The 22,152-nt window shown below is 39.9% G+C and carries 23 protein-coding genes; 9 read left to right on the forward strand and 14 right to left on the reverse strand.

Annotated elements, in window-relative coordinates:
• The first annotated feature begins 29 nt into the window (after window positions 1-29).
• Window positions 30-1,466, forward strand: coding sequence for a PLP-dependent aminotransferase family protein (locus IMO47_RS11550; protein ID WP_196075121.1), 1,437 nt, complete (start codon window positions 30-32; stop codon window positions 1,464-1,466).
• Between the two features lie 151 nt (window positions 1,467-1,617).
• On the opposite strand, the gene IMO47_RS11555 is transcribed toward IMO47_RS11550, so the two are convergent.
• The 8 genes from IMO47_RS11555 to IMO47_RS19930 form a co-directional block, all read right to left on the reverse strand.
• Entirely contained in the window at window positions 1,618-2,640 is a 1,023-nt protein-coding gene (locus tag IMO47_RS11555; protein WP_196075122.1) for an NAD(P)-dependent alcohol dehydrogenase, read from the reverse strand.
• Window positions 2,641-2,667: 27 nt separating this feature from the next.
• Window positions 2,668-3,222, reverse strand: a complete 555-nt coding sequence (locus IMO47_RS11560; protein WP_196075123.1) for a DNA-3-methyladenine glycosylase I — start codon at window positions 3,220-3,222, stop codon at window positions 2,668-2,670.
• A gap of 26 nt (window positions 3,223-3,248) precedes the next feature.
• Window positions 3,249-3,494, reverse strand: coding sequence for a hypothetical protein (locus IMO47_RS11565; protein WP_196075124.1), 246 nt, complete (start codon window positions 3,492-3,494; stop codon window positions 3,249-3,251).
• 28 nt (window positions 3,495-3,522) lie between these two features.
• Window positions 3,523-4,071, reverse strand: a complete 549-nt coding sequence (locus tag IMO47_RS11570) for a M23 family metallopeptidase (protein ID WP_196075125.1) — start codon at window positions 4,069-4,071, stop codon at window positions 3,523-3,525.
• A gap of 98 nt (window positions 4,072-4,169) precedes the next feature.
• Window positions 4,170-5,204 (reverse strand): A/G-specific adenine glycosylase, encoded by a 1,035-nt coding sequence (gene mutY / locus IMO47_RS11575; protein WP_196075126.1) that lies wholly within the window; start codon window positions 5,202-5,204, stop codon window positions 4,170-4,172.
• Window positions 5,205-5,751: 547 nt separating this feature from the next.
• Complete coding sequence (locus IMO47_RS11580) at window positions 5,752-6,120, reverse strand: HIT family protein (RefSeq protein ID WP_196075127.1); 369 nt, start codon at window positions 6,118-6,120, stop codon at window positions 5,752-5,754.
• Window positions 6,121-6,167: 47 nt separating this feature from the next.
• Window positions 6,168-6,905 carry a dienelactone hydrolase family protein gene (locus IMO47_RS11585; protein WP_196075128.1) on the reverse strand — a complete coding sequence of 246 codons (738 nt, stop codon included), beginning with the start codon at window positions 6,903-6,905 and terminating at the stop codon, window positions 6,168-6,170.
• A 198-nt stretch (window positions 6,906-7,103) separates the two neighbouring features.
• Window positions 7,104-7,262: a DUF1328 domain-containing protein gene (locus IMO47_RS19930; RefSeq protein ID WP_004825834.1), complete on the reverse strand. Its 159-nt coding sequence runs from the start codon at window positions 7,260-7,262 to the stop codon at window positions 7,104-7,106.
• A gap of 190 nt (window positions 7,263-7,452) precedes the next feature.
• Between IMO47_RS19930 and IMO47_RS11595 the strand changes: the two genes are divergently transcribed.
• The 5 genes from IMO47_RS11595 (at window position 7,453) to IMO47_RS11610 (ending at window position 12,739) form a co-directional block, all read left to right on the forward strand.
• A complete protein-coding gene (locus IMO47_RS11595; RefSeq protein ID WP_196075130.1) occupies window positions 7,453-7,905 on the forward strand; it encodes a YcgN family cysteine cluster protein in 453 nt (150 codons plus the stop codon).
• Window positions 7,906-8,064: 159 nt separating this feature from the next.
• Complete coding sequence (locus tag IMO47_RS19650) at window positions 8,065-8,298, forward strand: hypothetical protein (RefSeq protein WP_227552158.1); 234 nt, start codon at window positions 8,065-8,067, stop codon at window positions 8,296-8,298.
• A 24-nt stretch (window positions 8,299-8,322) separates the two neighbouring features.
• Window positions 8,323-8,976, forward strand: coding sequence for an alpha/beta hydrolase-fold protein (locus IMO47_RS11600; RefSeq protein WP_242052654.1), 654 nt, complete (start codon window positions 8,323-8,325; stop codon window positions 8,974-8,976).
• Window positions 8,977-8,985: 9 nt separating this feature from the next.
• Entirely contained in the window at window positions 8,986-10,257 is a 1,272-nt protein-coding gene (locus IMO47_RS11605) for a replication-associated recombination protein A (RefSeq protein ID WP_196075131.1), read from the forward strand.
• Window positions 10,258-10,387: 130 nt separating this feature from the next.
• Window positions 10,388-12,739, forward strand: coding sequence for a glycerophosphodiester phosphodiesterase family protein (locus IMO47_RS11610; RefSeq protein WP_196075132.1), 2,352 nt, complete (start codon window positions 10,388-10,390; stop codon window positions 12,737-12,739).
• Between the two features lie 19 nt (window positions 12,740-12,758).
• Here the strand turns inward: IMO47_RS11610 and IMO47_RS11615 are convergent, their stop codons facing one another.
• The 3 genes from IMO47_RS11615 to IMO47_RS11625 all read right to left on the reverse strand — a co-directional run bounded on the left by IMO47_RS11615 (window position 12,759) and on the right by IMO47_RS11625 (window position 16,309).
• Entirely contained in the window at window positions 12,759-13,274 is a 516-nt protein-coding gene (locus IMO47_RS11615; RefSeq protein WP_196075133.1) for a hypothetical protein, read from the reverse strand.
• 187 nt (window positions 13,275-13,461) lie between these two features.
• On the reverse strand, window positions 13,462-15,864 hold the full coding sequence (locus tag IMO47_RS11620) for a TonB-dependent receptor (RefSeq protein ID WP_196075134.1): 2,403 nt from the start codon (window positions 15,862-15,864) through the stop codon (window positions 13,462-13,464).
• A 256-nt stretch (window positions 15,865-16,120) separates the two neighbouring features.
• The gene (locus tag IMO47_RS11625; protein ID WP_196075135.1) at window positions 16,121-16,309 is read right to left on the reverse strand and encodes a heavy-metal-associated domain-containing protein; all 189 of its coding nucleotides are present in this window, start codon (window positions 16,307-16,309) and stop codon (window positions 16,121-16,123) included.
• A gap of 182 nt (window positions 16,310-16,491) precedes the next feature.
• Here IMO47_RS11625 and IMO47_RS11630 point away from each other — a divergent pair, with 182 nt between their 5' ends.
• Window positions 16,492-17,046 carry a DUF4303 domain-containing protein gene (locus IMO47_RS11630; protein WP_196075136.1) on the forward strand — a complete coding sequence of 185 codons (555 nt, stop codon included), beginning with the start codon at window positions 16,492-16,494 and terminating at the stop codon, window positions 17,044-17,046.
• A 68-nt stretch (window positions 17,047-17,114) separates the two neighbouring features.
• On the opposite strand, the gene purC is transcribed toward IMO47_RS11630, so the two are convergent.
• From purC to dapA, 3 genes are read right to left on the reverse strand one after another with little or no spacing between them, the layout of a single operon-like run.
• Entirely contained in the window at window positions 17,115-17,834 is a 720-nt protein-coding gene (gene purC / locus IMO47_RS11635) for a phosphoribosylaminoimidazolesuccinocarboxamide synthase (protein ID WP_004825848.1), read from the reverse strand.
• Between the two features lie 37 nt (window positions 17,835-17,871).
• Window positions 17,872-18,480 carry a lipoprotein-34 precursor (NlpB) gene (locus IMO47_RS11640; RefSeq protein ID WP_196075137.1) on the reverse strand — a complete coding sequence of 203 codons (609 nt, stop codon included), beginning with the start codon at window positions 18,478-18,480 and terminating at the stop codon, window positions 17,872-17,874.
• 15 nt (window positions 18,481-18,495) lie between these two features.
• On the reverse strand, window positions 18,496-19,392 hold the full coding sequence (dapA, locus tag IMO47_RS11645) for a 4-hydroxy-tetrahydrodipicolinate synthase (RefSeq protein WP_196075138.1): 897 nt from the start codon (window positions 19,390-19,392) through the stop codon (window positions 18,496-18,498).
• A 692-nt stretch (window positions 19,393-20,084) separates the two neighbouring features.
• Here dapA and mhpT point away from each other — a divergent pair.
• Together mhpT and pncA are read left to right on the forward strand one after the other, a co-directional pair.
• Window positions 20,085-21,308 carry a 3-(3-hydroxy-phenyl)propionate transporter MhpT gene (mhpT, locus tag IMO47_RS11650; RefSeq protein WP_196075139.1) on the forward strand — a complete coding sequence of 408 codons (1,224 nt, stop codon included), beginning with the start codon at window positions 20,085-20,087 and terminating at the stop codon, window positions 21,306-21,308.
• A 137-nt stretch (window positions 21,309-21,445) separates the two neighbouring features.
• A complete protein-coding gene (gene pncA / locus IMO47_RS11655) occupies window positions 21,446-22,087 on the forward strand; it encodes a bifunctional nicotinamidase/pyrazinamidase (protein ID WP_196075140.1) in 642 nt (213 codons plus the stop codon).
• The last annotated feature ends 65 nt before the right edge of the window (window positions 22,088-22,152 follow it).

Below are 22,152 nucleotides of genomic sequence, written 5' to 3' on the forward strand. Positions count from 1 at the left end.
ACAACAAATATTAAAATTTGGGTACAGATATGGCTTTTCAGTATCAGGTCTTGGCACAGCAGATTGCGCAGAAAATTTATTGTGGTGAATTAACCGTAGGGCAGCGTCTTAGTTCTTTACGTCAATTTGCCGAATTACAAAAGGTGAGTTTGAATACGGCTAAAAGCTGTTATGAATTACTTGAAGCGCAAGGCTTGATTTTTGTAAAAGAAAAGTCAGGTTATTTTGTACAGGCATTGCCTAATAGTCCTCAAATCGCAGTACCTGATCACCCCGATTTTAAGTCCAGAGCGCGTGAAGTTTCTAATTTGGAATTACAAATACAAATTCATGAAGCAGCGATTAATAATAAATTGATTCATCTCGGTTCGATTCAACTTTCCCCTAATCTGGTCCCGGTAGAAGCTATACGCCGTTCGGTCCAACGTGCTTTAAAGCACAGTAAACCTGAAGATTTTTTATATAACGATCGGCAAGGGCATCTTCAATTGAGGGAGGCTTTGTCTGCACATTGGGCTGAAGATGGTTTTTACATTGCGAAAGAAGATATTTATATCAGTAATGGCTGTATGCCAGCCTTGTCAGTCATGATTCAGAGTCTGACTCAAGTTGGCGATAGTGTGATTGTGCCAACCCCGAACTATAATGGACAGTTACAGTTATTGGCTTTGTTAAAGCGAAAAATTATTGAAATCCCTGCCAACACAGAGGGTTTTGATCTAGACCGTTTAGAGCAAGAAATGCAAAGCCCGGGCGTAAAAATCTGCTTATTGACAGCCAATTTTCAAAATCCGCTCGGTTTTTGTCTCAGTAATGCTGAGAAAGAACGCATTGCACAACTTGCGGCTAAATATCAATGCTATGTCATTGAAGATGACATTTATGCAGAATGCAGTTTTAATGCCAAACGCCCTTTGCCAATTAAATATTGGGATCAACAAGGCTATGTGGTGTATTGTAGCTCAGTCTCCAAGTCTCTATCGACTTCTTATCGGGTAGGCTGGTTTTGTTTGCCACAGCGTTTGCAACATTTACATGCAAGACTGATTTTACAGAATGTTTCAGTAAATACGCCTTTGCAATTGGGGCTAGCCGATATGATTTATAGCAGAGCCTATCGTCAGCATCTGAGTGAATTACGTCCTAAGTTGATGGCACAGGTCGAGCAGTATCGACAATTTATCCAGTATGCCTTTCATGGTGTGAGTATCCGTTTGAATCAACCGCAGGGAAGTTATGCGCTGTGGTTACAATTTCCTGAACAAGTGGACAGTTTGGCGTTGTATTACTATGCACAGCAATACAGTATCAATATTGTTCCGGGTATTATTTTTGGTGAAGATCATCGTTATAACAACTGTATCCGTCTCAATGCAGGACATGAATTGTCTCAGGATATTCAGGACGCCATCATGTTATTGGCAGATTGGGTCAGAGCTGAATTGTCAGCCAAGAGTGTGGCTTAAACCAACGGAATATATGAATGATTAATAAAAAATGATTTACATTCACGGTTTACCGTTATTTAAAATTAGAAGTCGAATAAGTTCCGTATAGGATAGGAGTATATAAGCCTCCTATCCAAGATCATTCAGCGGATTGCAGAAAAAGCTAAAATTAAAAATCCGCTTTTAACACAATACGATAACGAGCTTTTCCTGAATGAAGACGTTCCAAAGCCTCATTAATTTTTGACATTGGATACACTTCGATTTGTGGCGCAATATTTTTGCGGGCTGCGAATTGCAACAATTGACGTAATGCAAAAGGGGAGCCTGTTGGAGAACCTGTTACTGATTTTGCGCCACTGATCAATGTACCTGCAGGAATGGGCATAGGTTCAAGAACCATTCCTAACATATGAATGGTGCCATTTGGAGCAAGCGTATTCAGATATGCTTTCCAGTCTAGACTTACGTTCACCGTGCATAATAATAAATCAAATTTGCCGCGTTGGGCTTTTAAGTCGTTTGCATCACGACTATTGACGATATGGTCTGCGCCCATCGCTCTGAGCTCATCTGACTTATCTAAATTAGAGGTGAATGCGGTAATTTCACATCCCCAAGCTTTGAGTAGTTTAATGGCCATATGACCCAAACCACCAATTCCAATCACGCCAACATGGTGAATGGCTTGGATTTGGTGTTTTAAAATTGGATCAAAAACCGTGATTCCACCACATAACAGTGGACCTGCACTTTCAGGGTCTAAATCTTCCGGAAGAGGAATAATCCATTGCCACCCGGCACGAACCTTATCCGCAAAACCGCCGGCATGACCAACGATCGTGGCTTTTTTCTCACCCGTACACAGCACTTGTTGTCCACTGACACATGGGTCACAGTGTTGACAACTTTCTGCTGTCCAGCCAATTCCCACACGCTGTCCGACTTTTAAGCCTTTTGCTTCTGAACCCAACTGAGTGATCAATCCAATAATTTCATGACCGCCAACGACTGGAAAAACTGCATTTCCCCATTCATTGTTAATCACTGAAACATCAGAGTGGCATAAACCGCAGTATTCAACTTTAACTTCAACTTGATGTGGCGCTAAATCACCAGCATCAAATTGAAAGGGTACAAGTTCAGCGCCTGCTTCTAGGGCTGCATAGGATTGAATGATATTGGCTGACATATGAATCCTTCCTGTTTTAAGTAAAATTTAGCGCGACATACAATCATTTTCATGGTCATTGACCATTCCAACAGCCTGCATGAATGCATAGCATGTTGTTGGACCGACAAACTTAAAGCCATTTTTCTTCAAAGTTTTAGACAACGTAAGGCTAGCTTCAGTTTGTGCAGGTGCTTGTCGATAATCAGGAACATCATTCAACTGGACCTGTTGATCAACAAAATCCCAAAGCCAATCCACCATATCAATATTTTTCGCTTTCATGGTTTGCCATGCAATCGCATTGTCACGAATAGCGGTAAGTTTACCAATATGGCGAATGAGTCCCGTATCTTGGCATTTCAACGCCAAATCCTGTTCAGTAAATTCAGCAATGGTTTGAATTGGATGATTAAAAAAATGTGTTCGATAAGATTCACGCTTTTTTAAAACAGTAATCCAAGATAATCCTGCTTGTTGTCCTTCGAGGCATAACATTTCAAATAAATGTTGCTCATTACGATTTGGTTTACCCCATTCATGATCGTGATATTCAATATAAATTGGATCATCTGAACACCAACCGCAGCGTTTTTTGATCATGAAAGATGCTCCATTTTTTAGTGTATTTAGAGTTTAAATTCGACCCATTGATCTTGTTTATTATCCCAATATGAAAGTTGGGCAGCGTCTAGGTCAGTGAAATTTATCCAAATATCTTTACCCGTCTTATCTGCAAAGCCAGTACTGATCATGAGGGCTTCATTGGTTATTTCCATAATCCAGCCTTGATGGCTTTGCCCATTGAGGACAATTTTTTGTTGATTGCCTGATTCTGCAAATTCAACTAAACGCTCAAGCAATGCTTCTGACATGGAATATTCCTAAATATCTAATTTAAATTTAACGTAAATATGGATAAGGGTTTACTGCACCTTGACCCTTACCTCTTAAGTATAGTCCATAGTGTAAATGAGGTGCAGTATGTCGTGCATTTCCTGTATTGCCCACATAACCGATCAGTTCACCTTTTTTAACGTAGTCTCCTTCTTTTAAACCACGTCGGTGATCATTCAAATGCGCATAGTAATGATAAGCGCCACCAGGTCCCATTAGCCAAATGACATTACCGCCTAAGTTATTGCTTTTTAAACTAGTAATCACCCCTTCAGTATTGCTGTACACTTTGGTTCCACGTGAAGCCATGATGTCAATGCCTTCATGCGCGCGTCCAGCACTTCGTGAGGCTCCCCATGTATCGGTGAGATTTTGTGGTTTGACACCATCGACAGGAATCGCCAGGCGTGTAGGGAGCGGCATTGCTTTTAAACGATTAATCTGAGCTTGCGGAAGATGCGGTCTGGTACTACTGGTTTTTTTGGGTGCGGTAGTACAAGCAGTTAAAATAATTGCAAAAAGGGCAATCATACAATATTGGATACGACGTGGCACGAGACATCCTTTTTTCTAGTTTCAAATTTCAGCTTTGAGGTTTAAAAAAGGGTAAATTAAAATTGAAAAAATGATCAGAATACCCGTGCCTGACTATGTCATATTTTGATTGCTGAGATCAATTTTTTCATGGCTGTGGGTATGCCCATTTGTGTAGCTTTTTGTGGCGTGAGCCATTCACCGCCAAGTTCAGCTTGGAGATATTCAGCTTGGTCTTTTTCAACATGAATGATATGTGCGGTCAATATCCAGGTAAAATGAGTGAAACTGTGCGAAATCTGTACAGGCTCAACGGTTGAAACCAGCTTTAAACGTTCACTGATCTGTTGCAGTTCAGCCTCGGTTTCAAATATTGGTAAACTCCATAGTCCTCCCCATAGACCACTATTAGGACGTTGCTCCCACAACCATTGTCCTTGAGATTCAATCAGTAAAACTTTACCGGTTTTTACAGGAACTGGCTTTTTAGGTTTTTTATAAGGGAGTTCCGTTTCTAATCCCTGTTGGTGGGCTTGGCAATGTTGCTGCATTGGACAATATAGACATAATGGTTTTTTAGGGGTGCAGATGGTTGCACCTAAATCCATAATTGCCTGAGTATAGTCATGATTGCGTTCAGTTGGGCACAGACTTTCAGCCAATTGCCACATTGCCCGTTCATGTACAGATTTACTGAGATCATCTTCAATGGCAAAAAATCGCGCTAACACGCGTTTTACATTGCCATCCATAATGACACCATATTGGCGTAAGCCAAGTGACATGAGTGCACCTGCAGTCGAACGCCCGATACCTGAAAGCTCCATCCATTGTTCCAGAGTGCTTGGAAAATATCCTTGTTGGCTGACAACCGTCGCAGCTTTGTGTAAGTTTCTGGCCCGTGCGTAATAACCCAAGCCTGCCCAATAAGGTGCAACATCATCCCATGATGCTTGACCTAAATCGTCAACGGTAGGGAAGCGTTGAATAAATCTATCAAAATACTGTAGTACTGTTTTGACTTGGGTTTGTTGCAACATAATTTCAGAGACCCAAACTTTGTAGGGATCATCTGCCACCTGCCAAGGCAGATCATGGCGTCCGTGTTGATCAAACCAAGTCAGTAATGCATCTGAAAATGAAAATTGCGACATATCGATCTAGTGCAAAAATAGGTGGCTCAGTATAACCAAATTCGAATGGATTACAGAAAATTATCTGAATACTGTGCATGAGATTGGTGAGGATAACGCGTTTTGAATAGTCAGAATTTAATTTTATAGGCGAGCTGCTGAAAAACGCATACATTAAATATAATTTCTAGATCAATAAAATCAATGCAATACATCTATTGTTTGCCGATATAAAGCTTTCAATGTCAGGCTTTAGATCTAGAGTTTAAATTGTGCTGCGCAGGCGATGTTTCACTTTGCTCTCGGCATTGTCGTACTGCAAACAAAGCAGTGCTTTGTCCCCCTGCCCAACATGGCGGCATCCATGTCGCTTCATGCTAGCAAAACTTTTAAAAATTCATATAAAAAGCATAAATCTTTTAGAAGATAAATCACTTGTACGAAAATTTAGGCGGTTTAACGATATAAAGTGGCACACTTTGCAGGTGATAAAAAACAGAATTGAATGAAGCAATATATTGAACTGAAAAAGACGCGCTTGCGTCTTTTTTATAGCATGGGCAAAGGATCATTTTTCGTTGATGATACCCCAACGCTGATCCAGTTTGAGCGGTTCATTTTTATAGCGTGGAATGATATGGATATGGAAATGTTTATTTTGTTCTTCACCAAAAACATTACCGTCATTAAAGGTAATGTGAAAACCTTCTGGTTGATGACGGATTTTGAGTTCATTGCGTGCCAATTCCAACAGCGAAGAGAGGCTTTTACGCTCTTTTTCTGAAACCTCAAAAAAAGAATCGATATGGCGCAACGGGATAATGACTGAATGCCCTTTAGACAAAGGATTTTGTTCAGGCAAAATTGCACCAAATTCATTTTTATCAATGATGTCAAATTCTTCAAATTCACAATAAGGGCATTTTATCTCAGTCATTTTTAAACTCCTTGTTTACGGGTTAAGGTCCTACATCAGATTCAAAATCAAACCAATGTACGATCTAACAGCTGATACATCGCAGTTAATCCTGCGCGTTCAGCTTCTGCGTTATAACCTAGATCTACACCATTGGCTTTGGCACGTTCATCTGCTTGTGGGTTACTAAAGCCATGTTTGGCATCTTTGAGAATGGTCACTTCAGATTTTACTTGTGCATGATTCATTTCTTGCTTGAATGATTCAACATCTGCCAAAGACACCATAGAGTCTTTTTCACCATGTAAAACTAAAACCTCAGCTTTAAATTTTCCTGATTGTGCGGGGTTTTGCGCTGATAAATTGGCGTGAAATGTGATCACTGCTTTTAAATCCGCGCCTGATCGCGCCAAATCAAGCATGACTTTTCCGCCATAACAAAAACCAATTGCAGCAAGGCGCTGTCCATCGACTTCAGGTTGATTGGCAAGGGTGGTAAGTGCGGCTGAGCTGCGATCTACAATGGTATGGGCATCTTGAAAGGTTTGCATCATCCATTCATTGGCCTGTGTAGCAACGGTGGTTACTTTTTTGTCGCCATACATGTCAACTGCCAATGCAGCAAAACCATGTTCAGCAAGTTCTCTGGCACGTTGCTCAGTATATTCATTTCGTCCCCACCATTCAGGACCCACGATGACACCTGCAACAGGTTGTGTAGATTCAGGGGCAGCAAAATAACCGATTAAAGTTGTTCCATCTTTTGCTTGGTATTGAATTTCACGAGTTTTAATTGCAACAGCCATCTATTCGATCCTTTTATATTTTTGCGAGCGACATTGATTAAAGCATAAATATGAAAGATTCAAATGCTTAATTGAGGAATATTGAGTATAGAAATGTGAGAAATTATGAATGATTGAATCGGTACTAAAATGAAAAAAGAAGGACCTAAGACCTTCTTTATCATAAACAGAGACTGTAATAAGAGTACTAAGAAAAGTTTAAACTTTCCCTCTGGAAATAAATCCGACAATTGCAAGAATAACGGCAACAACAAGAAGAATTACCGCAAAGTCTTTAGACATTCCTGCGACACCGCCAAAACCAAATAAACTTGCAACTAACGCGATCACAGCGAAAATTATTGCCCAACGGAACATGATACTCACCTCCATATTGTTTTTATGCAGTTTCAGTATAGGGAGAAAAACGGCGCGGTCTTGTGAAGTTATGTTTGAAAAGTGTGATAAATAAAGCATCATGTAACTGATTTGTGATGTTTTTTTATTCTCTAGTTCATGTTCTTATGCTGATATAATATTAATCTTTCATATGACTTCACTGTATACAATGAGCTTCGAAATACGCCCTCAATTTTGGAAAAAACATCATTTGTCTGAACTCAATCAGGCTGAATGGGAAGCTTTATGTGATGGTTGTGGTTTGTGCTGCTTGGTTAAACTTGAAGATGATGAAACACATGAAATCGCTTATACCAAGGTGTCCTGTAAACTATTGGACTGTCAAACAGCACAATGTTCAGACTATGCCAATCGTTTGCACTATGTTCCAGATTGTATTCAACTCAGCCCTGAAAAATTAGCGCAAATTCATTGGTTGCCTTCAAGCTGTGCCTATCGACGTGTCAATGAAGGTAAAAATCTTCCGTCTTGGCATTATTTAATTACAGGTTCCAGACAGAATGTGATTAAAGCCAGAAAATCAGCAGCAGGGCGCTGTATCTCAGAGACAGAAGTCGATGAGGAAGAAATTGATGAATATGTTGTACGTTGGGTCCGTTAGAAAATCACGTCAATTATGAATTGATAATCATTATCAAATATTAATATGATAAATAGGCTTTCATGATTTGATTGAATCTAAAATGTCTGGTTGATTGACCCTATTCAAAAAATGACTTTATGCCTGTCTGCCATCATTTTGACCTTTGCTTTTTGTTCAGTGACGTATGCAAAGCCTGATCTAAAGCCTTTAGGACCTCATATTGCAGATCTTGGTTCCCGTTATTATCAGTTTCAAGTTTACACATTTCAGTCAGCCGATCAGCGACGGTATTATAAAGGTTACTTAGGGATACCCAGACAGATCAATAAAAATCAACCACGACCTGCCATTTTTATGTTGGATGGCAACCCAGTAATGGCGCGTTTAGATGACGTATTATTAAAACAATGATCTGAACAAGACAGCCCTGTTTTGGTGACGATCGGTTATCAAACGCAGTTGCCATTTGAATCTGCTTCACGTTCCGTGGATTATACGCCAGCAGATGAGTCAGGAAAAATATTCGTTGATCCCCGAAATCCTGAACATATGTCAGTTGGAAGTTCGCAGTTTAGACAAATGATCTTTGAAAAAGTCATGCCTTGGGTTCATTCACAGGTCAAACTGGACACTCGGCGCACGGCATTGTGGGGACATTCCCATGGTGGATTATTTGTATTGGATACCTTATTGAATCACCAGCAGTATGAGCAGAAATTTTCGCATTATTTTGCAGCAAGTCCATCTTTAACTTGGGCAGATTCCCGATTACTGAAAGTCGTTGAACGCGCAAAGCCCGAAACACTTGAAAATCAAAAACTGTTGGTGATGGAAGGTGATTTTACTTCATCTACTACAGTGAAAATGAGCCCGAATATCGATCAAGATATGATTCAAAATAATCGACAACTGGTTTTAGACTTAGCCAGTAAAGGCGCAAATACCAAGCTCCTGCTGTATCCTGACCTCAGTCATGGGGAAGTCTTCAGGCTTCACTCTTGGATATTTTACAGAATCGATTATTTTAAAATTGAAAGTACATTATTGAATGCTTTCCATAGTAGACTAAGCTCAGCATTCATCAATTAAAAAAGCAGTATGTCAGACACTCAAATTCCACTTCCAGAACGTTTACGTCCACGTGATTTGTCTGAAATTATTGGACAAGATCATTTGCTTGGCGCTGACGCACCATTACGTCAAATGATTGATCAAGGGCATTTGCCTTCGATTATTTTCTGGGGACCACCGGGCGTTGGAAAAACCACAATTGCATTGTTATTGGCACAAGCTGTGGATCGTCCATTTGTCAGCCTCTCAGCGTTAAATACCGGGGTTAAAGAACTGCGTGAAGTGATTGCTGAAAGTGGTGATCTATTAACCCCAGTGGTATTTATTGATGAAATCCATCGTTTCAACAAGTCGCAACAAGACGCATTATTAAATGCTGTTGAAAAAGGTAAAATTACCTTAATCGGGGCGACAACAGAGAATCCTTCATTTGAAGTCAACAGCGCCTTACTTTCACGTTGTCAGGTCTATACGCTGAATGCACTCGGCAATGAAGCAATTCAAGAACTGATTCTTCGTGCCATTCAACAAGACAAATTTTTACAAGAGCGCCACATTCAGATTGAGGAATTTGATGCCTTGATTCAATTCGCCGCAGGGGATGCACGTAAGGCATTGAATTTAATTGATCTGATCGCCAGCACTTTTGAAGCTGATGTTGAAAATAGGGTGACCAATGCGATCGTGGTTAAAGTTGCCCAACAGAATATCGCACGCTATGACAAGTCCGGTGAACAGCATTATGATCTTGTGTCTGCATTTATCAAGTCGATTCGTGGGAGTGACCCAGATGCAGCGTTATACTGGATGGCACGAATGCTAAAAGGTGGAGAAGATCCAGTTTTTATTGCACGACGTATGCTGATTGCTGCTTCAGAAGACATTGGCAATTCAAATCCCAATGCACTGTTGTTGGCAGGAGAGTGTTTCCGCTCGGTTCAAGCCATTGGGATGCCCGAATGTAGAATTATTTTAGGGCAATGTGCTGTTTATTTGGCGACCAGCGCAAAAAGTAACAGTACTTACTTGGCCATCAATAAGGCACTAGAGTTGGCTGAAAAAACCTCTAATTTAGCCGTACCTTTACATTTACGTAATGCACCAACCAAATTGATGAAACAACAGGGTTATGGTGCAGATTATCTCTATCCGCACAATTATCCAGAACATTTTGTACTACAGGACTATTTGCCACCTGAATTAAAAGGGACAAAACTATATGAGTCTGCACGAAATAAGCGGGAGGTTGAAGGGGAGCGCTTACAGCAACGTCGTTGGCAGCAGGAGCAGCAGCAATAATTTTCATGCTGGCTTTAAATGAGCTGATCTATGACAGATAAAGGTTTAAAATATCGGTAAAATTTGAATTAGGCTGATGTCATTTACAACGGATATTATTGAAAAACGTTTTGAATGCTCCAGAAATTTTATGAAGCTTACTGTTTTATCTTGTGCTGTTTTAATTGCTTTACCTGTGACCGGTTATGCTGAACTGGCAACAAAAATTTCGACGCAGACTCCGTCTAAAACGGCAATACCACAATTTAAAAAGCTTTATCAGCAAAATTTTGTTCGGCAGAACAATATTCCTCAAGGGTGGCGCATTCCCGGGAATAATCCGGGTCATATTTATATTGAGCATGGTGTACTGAATATTGATGGACGGGCTAATGCAATGAGCCCAACCTCGATTTTATTGCCACAATCTCTTGAAAAGCATAAAAACTATAGGATTGATCTCGAATTTACTTTAGATCAACCAGTCAATGCTTCCCGTTGGGGAAGTGTGATTTATGATGTCACAGAAACGCAGGGCGTAATTCCAAGCAGTTACTATCAATTTACTCTCAGAGCAGATGCAACAGCGAAGAACGGCACTGAATTTGGACGCCATAAAACGAATGCGCAATGGGAAGTGAGTGAGATCAAAGCCTTCTCTGAAAATATCAAAGCGAATCAATGGTACAAAGCCAGTGTCGTGGTCTCTGGTCAACGGGTACAACATTATTTGAATGATCAGTTAATGCAAGATGTTGAGCTGAATCAATTGTCTACAAAAGGTGGAATTGGCTTTTCTGCCTCAGGTGCCATTTTAAAAATTAAGAATATCCAAGTCTCTGAACAGCTCAGTGCCTTACCTGATCTTAGCCATAATAAAGTTATGCAGGTACAAGAAGTTCAAACCAATGTAGCTTTAGCCTCAACCATTATTCAAAAAGTAAAACATCCAAATGGCGCATTAAATTCAAGTAATCAGCAGTATTATCAATTAGATGCAAATTTAAATTTACTTGATCAAACTGGTCAGGTGATCGAAACCTTAAAACACTATCTCTCCACTCCACAGCGTAACACCATTCCGGTTTTAGAGATTAAAGACCCCAAAAGTATAGAAGCATTAAAATTACTGTCTAAATCTCAGGATATTAGTGATATTACCGTGTTATCAAGAAGTGATGAGCTGCTTAAATCTGCACATCAAATTATACCGATGGTACGAACAGCATTGGATTTAAGTCGTGAAAATCTTAAAGACCGCCATCAAGATCTTGCTGAAATTATCCGTCGCAGCAATCAAGCTTATGCACGAATTGTAGTTGTTCCACAAAGCCTGACGGAGAAAGCATCGATCAGTTTTATCCAACGCCATTTGATGACAGTTTGGGTGGATACATCTGCTGTTGAGGCTCAGGATGCTGCGCGGGTGTTGACCACAGGTGTAAATGGGGTGATCACAACGCAAAGTACGGTTTTTTCCAGTATATTGAAGCAATTTCCGAAAAATACTTTATTACGTAAACCTTTTATTATTGGGCATCGGGGTGTACCCAGCTTAGAGGATGAAAATACTTTAGAAAGTGTCAAACATGCTGTGGCTTTGGGTGCAGATATCGTCGAAAATGATATTTATTTGACTAAAGATCAGCATCTTGTGGTTATGCATGATGCAACGGTTGATCGTACTACGCGTTCAACTGGAAAAATTGAAGAGATGAATCTTGCACAGGTTCAACAATTAAGATCCAAGTACAAAGCTTATAAAATACCTACTCTTGCAGAGTATTTTAGCATCTTAAAACAGCATCCAAATGTTGTACTGATGATTGAAATGAAAAGTGCCAATCCCGCATTGGTCGCAAAAATGCAGGATGAGATTAAAAAGTACCAAGTGGAAAGCCAAGTGGTCACCACATCGTTCAATACAGATCAAATTGTACGTGCACAAACCCAAATGACTGAGATTCCCCGAGGTTTATTGGTGGGGAATATGCCAAACAGCCGTAATATTTTGGTCAATATCCAACAGATCAATAACGATGTGCAAAAGTATAATTCAAGTTATAACCCTGCCTACCGTAGTGATTTGATCAATATTTTAGAAGCCACTAAGCATCGTGGTATCAGTTTCTGGCCTTGGGCTTTGAGTGATGATACATTTAAGAAGCTGTATGTTGCAGGAACTTATGGGATCACCACCAATTCAGCACAGCTTTATTCAAAATATGTGGTGGATATACAAACACCGAAAAATATCAAAGCCAAAGTGGGACAAGCTGTTTTAATTGATGCGCAAATGACTCAACAAGACGGAGAAAAAGCCAAATTGCAAGTCAACAATTTTGTTGTTTTAGCGGGTTCTCCAAAGCATGAGCTAAAAAATGGGCAGTTGAGTTTTGTTGAGCAGGGAACAGCCTATGTTTTAGCAGGTTATAAATATCAGATTGATCAACAATACGACTATCACATCTTTTCCTCACCGATAAAGGTGGTGGTGAAATAACTCATCGAACTGTATTGGTTTAAAAAGGGACTTTGACATTTTTAGGAAAATGGGGAAAAAGAATAAAAAGCATTTTGGGATTTTTCTGTAAACCTGAACCGTCTAGATAAGTCCAATGATGTGAATGTTGTGGGCGAATCGCAACCATAAAAGAAGGCGCTCCTTTGACTGTTTTGCCTGCCACTTTCATGGTGATGGTTTTCGGAACAAAACAGATTTCTTCTTGATCAACAATATAGCTATAAAGAGGGGGAGCGGATTCAACTTGTTGAATCTCTAAGTTTGATGTCGCGAGGATACTCTGTGTGTGTTGGAGAAGTTTTTGGTAATTTTCTATACCACCGACATAATTGATGAGAGAAGGATGAGTTTTCTGTTGCATAAAAGAATAATCATTATTTTTTAAATCTTGTCCTAAACGCTCTAGGTCAGGTGCAATGATTTTAGAATAGTCTTGTTTACAGCTTAATTGTTGTGCGAGCCCATGGCTCGAAAGGATTAAGAATAGAATACATGTATAAATTGTTTTTATCATCTTGGATTAAATTCGAATATGTCTTGTTTTGAGTATATAAGTTTCAGATAAAAAGTTCATCACCAAGCTAAACCCAGTGATATCCACCCATACCCTGCCCAGACTTTAATAGTGATTACCAAGCACAATAAGCATAAAAAACCGAGTCTCTTAACTCGGTTCAATGCTTTTTAAAAGGCTCAAACCCTTACCACTTATAATTAATTTTGCCGTAATAGAATGCGCCATTAAAACCAAAAGGTGAGAACTGGCTATACTGTAGGCTTCCACCAGTAGGTTTGTTGATGTCATAAACATCTTTATCTGGATAAACATTGGTAATGTTGTCACCGCCAAGGGTAAATTTCCAAGCGTTCAATTGATAGCTTAGGGCTAAGTCCAAAAGCCATTTTGCAGAGAATTTCTGATCACTGGCTGAACCAGCATTACTAAATGTTTTAAAGCTTCCGTATCGCGTGAGATTGGTGTTAATGCCGAAATTTCCAATTTTATAATCATTGGCCAAACTGAATTTATGTTCAGGTGTACTGCCTGCCAGTAATCCATATTGTTCACGACGGTCTAAGCGTGTCAGATTGACACCCAAGGTATTTAAAATTTCAGGATTTTTATCTACATTGGTGACTTCATTACGATTGAAGTTATAAGCCAAAGATGTGGTTAACTCTCCATAAGGTAGGTTCTGCCATTGGTAGTTTGCAACCAAATCCACGCCACGTGTACGTGTATCACTGGCATTATTGAAAAAACGTACGCTGCTAAAGTTGGTATCGGTGATGCCTTTTGAGATCAGATAATCACGTACAGCAGGGCTGCTGGCATTGATATTGGAAGACAGACTAATACGATCATCAATATCGATTTGATAGGCATCTAAAGTTACATACAGATTTGGAGTTGGGGTAAAGACAAAACCAAGACTATAGTTTTTGGATTTTTCAGCTTTTAAATCCTCGGCTCCGAGCAATTGTGCAACTTGAGATGAACTCGGGAATGTGCCCGCTTCAACAAACTGCCCATTCACCAGTTGAGATGAGGTTTGAGTAAAATACTGTTGTGCCAGACTGGGTGCTCGAAAACCTGTCGAAACTGATCCTCGTACAGCAACTTGTGGTAAAAGCTTATAACGTAAGGACAGTGAAGCATTGTTGGTATCACCAAAATCATCATATTTCTCATAACGATATGCGGTAGAAGCAGAAAACTTTTGGGTAATATCAGTTTCTAAATCTAGATATCCAGCATAGCTGTCACGGGTCCATTTGCCTGCATCAGCTTGACGGAAACCCGATAAACCTGACGAGCCACTTTTATAATAAGCGCCCGGATCTCCTGCTTTAATTTGATATTGCTGGTTTAAATACTGGGCACCAAATGCAATATTCAAAGGGCTTGCAAACGCAGATATATCATACTCTTTGGAAAGATCAAGATTAAAAACAGACTGGCTATTTTTCAGCTTGCCATTATGAAATGAATTGGGTGTTGCCCCTGTGTCTTTGTACAGATCAACATTGATGGTTCGGGTATTTACATCATATTGGTTCAAACCATAATTTGCAGAAATATCATAACGCCAATCCGCAACTTCTCCTCGTAGACCTGCAACAGCACTAAAGTCGTCTAATTGACCTCGGATCAGAGGTAAGTAGCCATTCGGAAATAATGCCGGAACATTGTTTGAGGCGTTGCTTAAACGATAAAATCCAGCAGTTTCGGCATTTCGGTGGCTATAGGTGGAGAAACCATATAATTCGATTTCATCACTAAGGTCAAAGCCCGCATTGAAAGCAGCTTTTACTTCGTCTGATTTTGGGTCACCAAATCGAAATGTCCTCTGCCCATAGGTGGTGGCATTTGGATCACGTAAGTCTAAGCCGGCACGATTGGTGGCTTCATTGTCCTGCCATTCACCGGAAAAAATGGCATAACCATAATCGCCAAGTCGAGATCCCCCTGAAACATAGGACTGCTTTTGCTCACCATCACCTTTATCATAAATGCCGTAGCGTATTCCCGCTTCACCTGTTTTTGGATCAGACTTTAAGATGATATTGACGACACCAGCAATTGCATCTGAACCATAACGTGCAGAAGCCCCTTCTCTGAGTACTTCGATACGGCTAATTGCAGAAACAGGAATCGCATTTAAATCAGTCGGCGCTGAACCACGACCAATTGTTCCACCCAGATTAATAAAAGCACCGCTATGGCGACGTTTACCGTTTACCAAGACCAAGACTTGATCAGGAGATAGCCCTTTCAGTTGTACAGGACGAACCAGTTCCGTTCCATCCACCACCGTCGGACGGGGAAAATTAATAGAAGGAATAATTTTACTTAGGGCTGTACCTAGCTCACTGGAACCTGTACGCTCCGTGAGTTCCTGTGCACTGATCACATCGATGGGTTGTAACGAATCGGTCTTAGAACGCTTTAATGAGCGTGTCCCCGTCACCACAATCGTATCTAATGTTTTGACTTCGGGAGATGTATTCTGTTGCTCTTCAGCACGAGCTTGTGAGTACAGTAAAGCAAAGATCAAGCTTGCTGTGAGACTGAATGAATATTGTTTTGATAATATACGCATAACTCTATTTTGAAGCTCTTTTTGTAACTATTTGTAGTGATCATAGTGAGCTTGGAAAGATTTAGAAAACAACTTTTAAAAATATCAATAGAATAAAATCTGCAAAGTGTCTTGTTATTTAAAGCTTTCTATGAGTAATTAAAGCAAATTTTATCCGTAGTTGAGATTGATGATCGGGGCCTGTTTTAGCGTGGCACAGTATCGATAAAAAAAAGCTGTCAAAATGACAGCCTTCATCATAAGAATTTTGAACCCTTTAACGTGGCGGAAATCCTGCCTCAGTTAAGGCATCTGCAACTTGTTGCTGAGTTGCTGATGTTTCAACTTTAACACTGCGATTTGGTGGATCAGCAATCACTTTTGCATTTGCATCTACAGATTGGACCGCTTTGGTGACGCCACGTGCGCAACCACCACAGGTCATATTTTCAATATAAAATTCCATATTTCACCTGTTCAAAGAAGATTCAAAAACAATATAAACCTTACCATAATTGTAAGGTCAAGCTTTAATTCCTGAACTTCGTGTTTTAAACAGATGTTGAACCTCAGTCGAATACTGATATGCAAAATTTGTGCTTTGAGAGTAAACTCTGAACTTATACTTTAGCCAATAAAAACACGACCATGAGAGAAGATTATTTATATTCAGTTATTTATCAAGATATTCAAGATGCCATAGCTGAGATTCAACAACAAACACAAGGTCAGCATCTATGCGCCATAGGTTTGGGAATGGTTGAAGATTTATGTGGTTTTTTTTATGTGGGATGCACAATAGAAAATCTTAAAGATTTTGAAGATGTGTATGAAGCATGGTGGATTTCAGAATGGCGTTATTCAAATACAGCCAATAATCGTACCCATGATGCGATCATGGCACTTTATGAGCGCTTGGGTAAACAATGTACGGATGAGCAATATATTGCTTTGAGAGAACATTATCAAGACACCATCATCCAAGCATTACAGGACTTAAGATCTGCAGGAAAATTAAAAAATCAGCAGGGTGAAGAAATCATTATGATTATTCAGTATGCTGATTCGTTTGATGAGGATTTTGAGGAGATCAGTTTCGCCCAGATTAATCCTGAGTTTTTGGTTCCGCTTTTTAAAAATCGTTTTAAGGAAAAATCAGGTGAAAATTTATATGACTATCTGTTGCAAAAAATAGAAGCTTAAACCCATTTCAAATGCAATAAAAAAGCTGAGTTCAATAACTCAGCTCTTTTATTGCTACATCATTGCTGTTAAAGATCTGAAAGATCCACACCAATACGTGCTGCAACTTCTTCATAAGCTTCAACCACACCACCTAAGCCTTGGCGGAAACGGTCTTTGTCTAGTTTTTTCTTAGTGTCTTTATCCCATAAACGGCAACCGTCTGGAGAAAACTCATCACCTAAAACGATACGGTCATGGAATACGCCAAATTCAAGTTTGAAATCGACAAGAAGCATGTTGCCTTGAGCAAATAAATCTTTCAGTACCACATTGACTTTTTGAGTCAGTTCTTTCATTTGAGCAAGTTGTTCCGCATTTGCCCAACCTAAAGCAATCGCTTGAGACTCATTCACCATAGGATCGCCTAAAGCGTCATCTTTGAAGAACAGTTCAAATGTTGGTGGAACAAGTTCTAAGCCTTCTTCAACACCTAGACGACGGCATAATGAACCTGCTGCATAGTTGCGCATAACGCATTCTACAGGAATCATTTGCAATTTTTTAACCAGAACTTCAGTCGGAGAAAGAAGTTTTTCAAAGTGAGTTTCGATACCCGCCGCTGCCAATTTTTCCATGATAAAGGCATTAAAACGGTTGTTCACCTTACCTTTACGATCTAGTTGCTCTATTTTTTCGCCATTGAATGCAGATGCATCATCACGGAAAACTAGAATTAGATGATCCGCGCTATCTGTTTCATAAACAGATTTCGCTTTACCAGTATAGAGCAAGGTTTGTTTTAACATGGGGGAACCTTTTGCAAAAAAAAATTGCCTAGAACGACTAGGCTGGCCAGTTTTGGTAAATCTGGGTCAATAATCCTGCAGCTTTTTCTTTGTCTGCAAAACTATTGTCTGCGTTAAACACAGCAAGTGTGTTGCTTGAACCTACTGAGCTAAGTCTGAGTATATAAGTTGAGTTATCGATTTTCACAGTTGCCTCATTGGCATTTTTGCTTTGACCGAGCAGCTTATAATTTAGACTACTGAGGGTTGCAAGTGTGTACTGCCAAATTGTAGCAGAATTTCCATCAATTTTGATCAATGGATTGCCATTTCCGTCAGTTAAAATTTGAGGTCTGCCCACAGTTTCGCTGCTGCTTGAACTTTCATCTGTAGATGAATTGATCTGAGCGACTTCTGGACGAGGCACGTCATAACGATTGCCTTTTTTATTTTCAAATTTTGGTGCATGCTCAAGCGCCAGCGGGTCAACAATAGGAGCTGGATACATTGGCGTTGCAGGTCTAACTGTTGAACCTTCAGGGTACTTAAGTGGCTCTACTGTGGTCGTATTTTTATAATCTAAAGAACCATTACTGATTCCAAGGGAACTACAACCCGCCAAACTTAAAGCTGAAATGGCAAGAGTTAAACCTAAACGTAATTGCATAATACTAAGCTCTTATTAAATGAGACCTACTGCTTTGAGTTCTTCACGCAGAGGTGCACGGTATTTTTCTGCAAGAGGAGTTAATGGTAGGCGAATACCTGTACCAATTAATTCCATTTCATGAAGTGCCCATTTCACTGGAATTGGGTTCGATTCGCAAAACAGAATATTGTTTAATTTTGCAACTTGGTCATCTTTAACTTTTGCAGTACTTGCATCACCAGCGAGTGCAGCCGCGCAAAGTTCACTCATGATTTTAGGTGCAATATTGGCAGTCACAGAGATATTGCCTTTTGCCCCTAACTGCATCAGTTCATTTGCAGTAGCGTCATCACCAGAATACACCAACATGTTTTTACCTTGTAAACCCTCAATCAATTGTTTACCACGTGGTACATCGCCTGTTGCATCTTTAATTCCAACGATCTGAGGAATATCTGCTAAACGAATGGCGGTATCATTCTGTAAATCAACGCCTGTACGACCTGGAACATTGTAAAGAATAATCGGTAAATCAACAGCTTCTGCAACTGCTTTATAATGTTGGAATAAGCCTTCTTGGGTCGGCTTGTTATAATAAGGGGTCACTAAAAGTGCGGCATCTGCGCCGAGCTGTTTCGCTTCTTTGGTGAGTTCGATCGCTTCGTGTGTCGAGTTTGCACCAGTACCGGCAATAATTGGAATGCGTTTATTGGCTACACGGATAATTTCTTTAATTACTTCTGTGTGTTCTGCCATGCTAAGAGTAGATGCTTCACCAGTTGTACCGACAGCAACAATACTATTAGTGCCTTGTTCTATGTGCCACTCAACGAGCTTCTCGAGACCCTTCCAATCTACGCTGCCATCTTCAAACATGGGGGTGACGATTGCGACAATTGAGCCTTGAATGGTCTGTGCTTGCTGAGTCATTTTAAAAAAATATCCTATTTTTCCATCCGCATGCGTTTGAGTAAACAAGGGTTGGGATGGTTGCAGTATTTTGATTTGAGCGAAAAGCAATCATTCGAAAGATTGCATAATGCTTACCCAAATTATGACTGATTCAGCGAGACAGAACAATATGCTTTAGTCAAAGCTTGGAAATTCTTTAAAAAAAGCAACAATTCACTCACATTTCAGTTGAATAAGATTTGGATTGGGATATTTTTCAAAAAAGTAAATCGGGATGTTTTTTAAACAGCTGGCTGTGTGAGATATAAATTGTGGATCGTTTTCACTAATCAGCCATACAGAGGTGATATTAATAGTTTTTTAAGATGATAACAGACATATGAATGATTAACCCCAGTGCTCTGAATCAGTTGATTTTTCAAGTTTTGCTCAACAGATAATCTTTTATAGAGATCAGTTAGATCCTTACTGGTTCTTATAACATGAGAATAATCCAATATATTTTCAATATTTCCAAGTGAATTCCTCAGAATTGATCACAGCTTTTTTACCCTCATTGATTATAGTGATTTATAAAAAACAGGAATTTTCCTATATCACAGCAGTGAAAACGAGATTTTGTACCACTTTTTGATAGTTATCTCCTCAGGGAGAGTTCTAGATGATGTCTATTCTTTATTCGGCAATATCTCGTAAAAGGATTTTCCACGATGGATAGATTAGTCACGCTCGATAAACAGCATTCTATAATTACCATATTGATTTGCTTTTTAATCGCAGTGATCGAAGGGATTGATATTCAGGCTGCGGGGGTAGCTGCATCCGGGATCAAAGAATATTTTGCTTTAGATGCAAAGCAACTCGGTTTATTTTTTAGTACAGGAATTTTAGGATTACTGCCAGGTGCATTAATTGGAGGTCGTTATGCTGACCGCATTGGACGAAAAAAAGTTTTAATTGCATCGGTAAGCATTTTTGCAATTTTTACTTTATGTACAGTTTGGGTGAATAGTTTTTACGCTTTACTGCTTGTACGTTTTTTGGCAGGTGCAGGTTTAGGAGCTGCAATGCCCAATTTAATTGCTTTGGCCTCAGAGTCAACCACAGCGGAAAACCGTGGACGTGCTGTTGGTCTAATGTATTGTGGTATGCCAATTGGAGCAATCATTGTGTCTTTGTTGGCAGCCCAATTGGCAACTGTGGATTTGGCGAGCAGTTGGAAAACAATTTTCTATGTTGGGGGGATACTGCCTTTAATCGTTGTACCTCTGATGATCAAGTTTCTACCCGAATCACGTGAATTCCTTAAAGCACAACAAGAGGTCAATCTTGCCGATCAAAAGGCTTTGTCTTACCGCGATTTGTTCAGCCGCATTTATGCCACAAGAACATTATTGTTGTGGGTGAGCTATTTCTTCACCTTGATGGTGGTATACATCATGTTGAGCTGGCTACCTTCATTGTTTACTGAACTGGGCTTTAGCCGTAAAGATGGCAGTATGGCGATGGTCTATTTCCAGATGGGTGCAGCCCTAGGTACCGTCGTTTTAGGCATGTTGATCGATCGTTTTCATAAAGCTTATGTGATTATTTTGATGTATGTGGGAATTTTGATTGGTTTATTCAGTTTGAATTCGGCCACTACATTGAATTTCATGTTTGTTGCAGCAGCCATCATGGGGACTTTTACAATTGGAGGTCAAGGTGTGTTATATGCTTTTGGTAGTTTTGTCTACCCAACCCATTTACGCGGTCAAGGTGTAGGTGCCGCTTCTGCCGTTGGGCGTATCGGTGCCATGATGGGACCTGCGATTGCCGGACAATTGTTGGCAATGGGAAGTGGTGCAGCAGGGGTGATCAGTGCTGCGATACCTTGTATCGTTATTTCGGCAATTATCATGGTGCTGTTAACGCGACGTTTAGAAACGACTTGATGGAATCTGAATGCCTGAATCCTTGATTTTGATAAGAAGCTCGCAAATGTGAGCTTTTTTATTGTATGTTAGGTCATCAACTCGTGTCACATTGATCATTAAAATAGCTGAGATGTTGTCTGTATAAGGATAGGGAAATGTTGCAAACTGAGCGTAGCGCCTTAATTGTTGTCGATGTGCAGAATGGTTTTACTTCAGGAGGAAAGCTAGAGGTTGCCCAAGCAGAAAGGATCATACCGACAATCAATCAATTGGCAGATCATTTTGACAATATTGTACTGACACAAGACTGGCATCCTGCAAACCATATTTCATTTGTTGAACAACACCCCCAACATAAAGCTTTTGATGTTGTTCAGCTGGACTATGGTCCACAAGTGCTATGGCCTGCTCATTGCATACAAGGCACACAGGATGCTGAATTCCATCCTGATTTAAATATTCCGACTGCACAGTTGATTGTTCGTAAAGGTTTTCGTCCACATATTGACAGTTATTCAGCCTTCATGGAAGCAGATCATAAGACCACAACAGGTTTGGCGGGGTATTTGCGAGAACGTCAGATAGACACTGTATATATTGTAGGGATTGCGACAGATTTTTGCGTAGCATGGACTGCAATGGATGCCGCTAGATTAGGGTTTAAGACTTTTGTGATTTCCGATGCGACTAAAGCAATTGATCTACAAGGCTCATTACAGCATGCATGGCAGGAAATGCTGGCTGCTGGCGTGAAGCGTATGGTTTCAAAAGAGATTCTTGATTTCTCTAAATCATGAATTAACGCATAAATCTGGGCATTTGAGAAAAGTGATACTGGTTTGAACGACATGCTTTAAGATAA

It is taken from the genome of Acinetobacter sp. Res13-Abat-PEC15-P4-01, from assembly GCF_015676285.1.
GTDB classification, from domain to species: Bacteria; Pseudomonadota; Gammaproteobacteria; order Pseudomonadales; family Moraxellaceae; genus Acinetobacter; species Acinetobacter nematophilus.

What these genes read in the sequence shown, in the direction of transcription:
- mhpT (WP_196075139.1), top strand. Translation starts at nt 20,085, where the DNA reads ATGGATAGATTAGTCACGCTCGATAAACAGCATTCTATAATTACCATA.
- IMO47_RS11615 (WP_196075133.1), bottom strand. Translation starts at nt 13,274, where the DNA reads ATGATAAAAACAATTTATACATGTATTCTATTCTTAATCCTTTCGAGC.
- IMO47_RS11625 (WP_196075135.1), bottom strand. Translation starts at nt 16,309, where the DNA reads ATGGAATTTTATATTGAAAATATGACCTGTGGTGGTTGCGCACGTGGC.
- purC (WP_004825848.1), bottom strand. Translation starts at nt 17,834, where the DNA reads ATGTTAAAACAAACCTTGCTCTATACTGGTAAAGCGAAATCTGTTTAT.
- IMO47_RS11620 (WP_196075134.1), bottom strand. Translation starts at nt 15,864, where the DNA reads ATGCGTATATTATCAAAACAATATTCATTCAGTCTCACAGCAAGCTTG.
- IMO47_RS11640 (WP_196075137.1), bottom strand. Translation starts at nt 18,480, where the DNA reads ATGCAATTACGTTTAGGTTTAACTCTTGCCATTTCAGCTTTAAGTTTG.
- pncA (WP_196075140.1), top strand. Translation starts at nt 21,446, where the DNA reads ATGTTGCAAACTGAGCGTAGCGCCTTAATTGTTGTCGATGTGCAGAAT.
- dapA (WP_196075138.1), bottom strand. Translation starts at nt 19,392, where the DNA reads ATGACTCAGCAAGCACAGACCATTCAAGGCTCAATTGTCGCAATCGTC.
- IMO47_RS11595 (WP_196075130.1), top strand. Translation starts at nt 7,453, where the DNA reads ATGAGCTTCGAAATACGCCCTCAATTTTGGAAAAAACATCATTTGTCT.
- IMO47_RS11565 (WP_196075124.1), bottom strand. Translation starts at nt 3,494, where the DNA reads ATGTCAGAAGCATTGCTTGAGCGTTTAGTTGAATTTGCAGAATCAGGC.
- IMO47_RS19930 (WP_004825834.1), bottom strand. Translation starts at nt 7,262, where the DNA reads ATGTTCCGTTGGGCAATAATTTTCGCTGTGATCGCGTTAGTTGCAAGT.
- IMO47_RS11550 (WP_196075121.1), top strand. Translation starts at nt 30, where the DNA reads ATGGCTTTTCAGTATCAGGTCTTGGCACAGCAGATTGCGCAGAAAATT.
- IMO47_RS11585 (WP_196075128.1), bottom strand. Translation starts at nt 6,905, where the DNA reads ATGGCTGTTGCAATTAAAACTCGTGAAATTCAATACCAAGCAAAAGAT.
- IMO47_RS11605 (WP_196075131.1), top strand. Translation starts at nt 8,986, where the DNA reads ATGTCAGACACTCAAATTCCACTTCCAGAACGTTTACGTCCACGTGAT.
- IMO47_RS11610 (WP_196075132.1), top strand. Translation starts at nt 10,388, where the DNA reads ATGAAGCTTACTGTTTTATCTTGTGCTGTTTTAATTGCTTTACCTGTG.
- IMO47_RS11580 (WP_196075127.1), bottom strand. Translation starts at nt 6,120, where the DNA reads ATGACTGAGATAAAATGCCCTTATTGTGAATTTGAAGAATTTGACATC.
- mutY (WP_196075126.1), bottom strand. Translation starts at nt 5,204, where the DNA reads ATGTCGCAATTTTCATTTTCAGATGCATTACTGACTTGGTTTGATCAA.
- IMO47_RS11560 (WP_196075123.1), bottom strand. Translation starts at nt 3,222, where the DNA reads ATGATCAAAAAACGCTGCGGTTGGTGTTCAGATGATCCAATTTATATT.
- IMO47_RS11630 (WP_196075136.1), top strand. Translation starts at nt 16,492, where the DNA reads ATGAGAGAAGATTATTTATATTCAGTTATTTATCAAGATATTCAAGAT.
- IMO47_RS11555 (WP_196075122.1), bottom strand. Translation starts at nt 2,640, where the DNA reads ATGTCAGCCAATATCATTCAATCCTATGCAGCCCTAGAAGCAGGCGCT.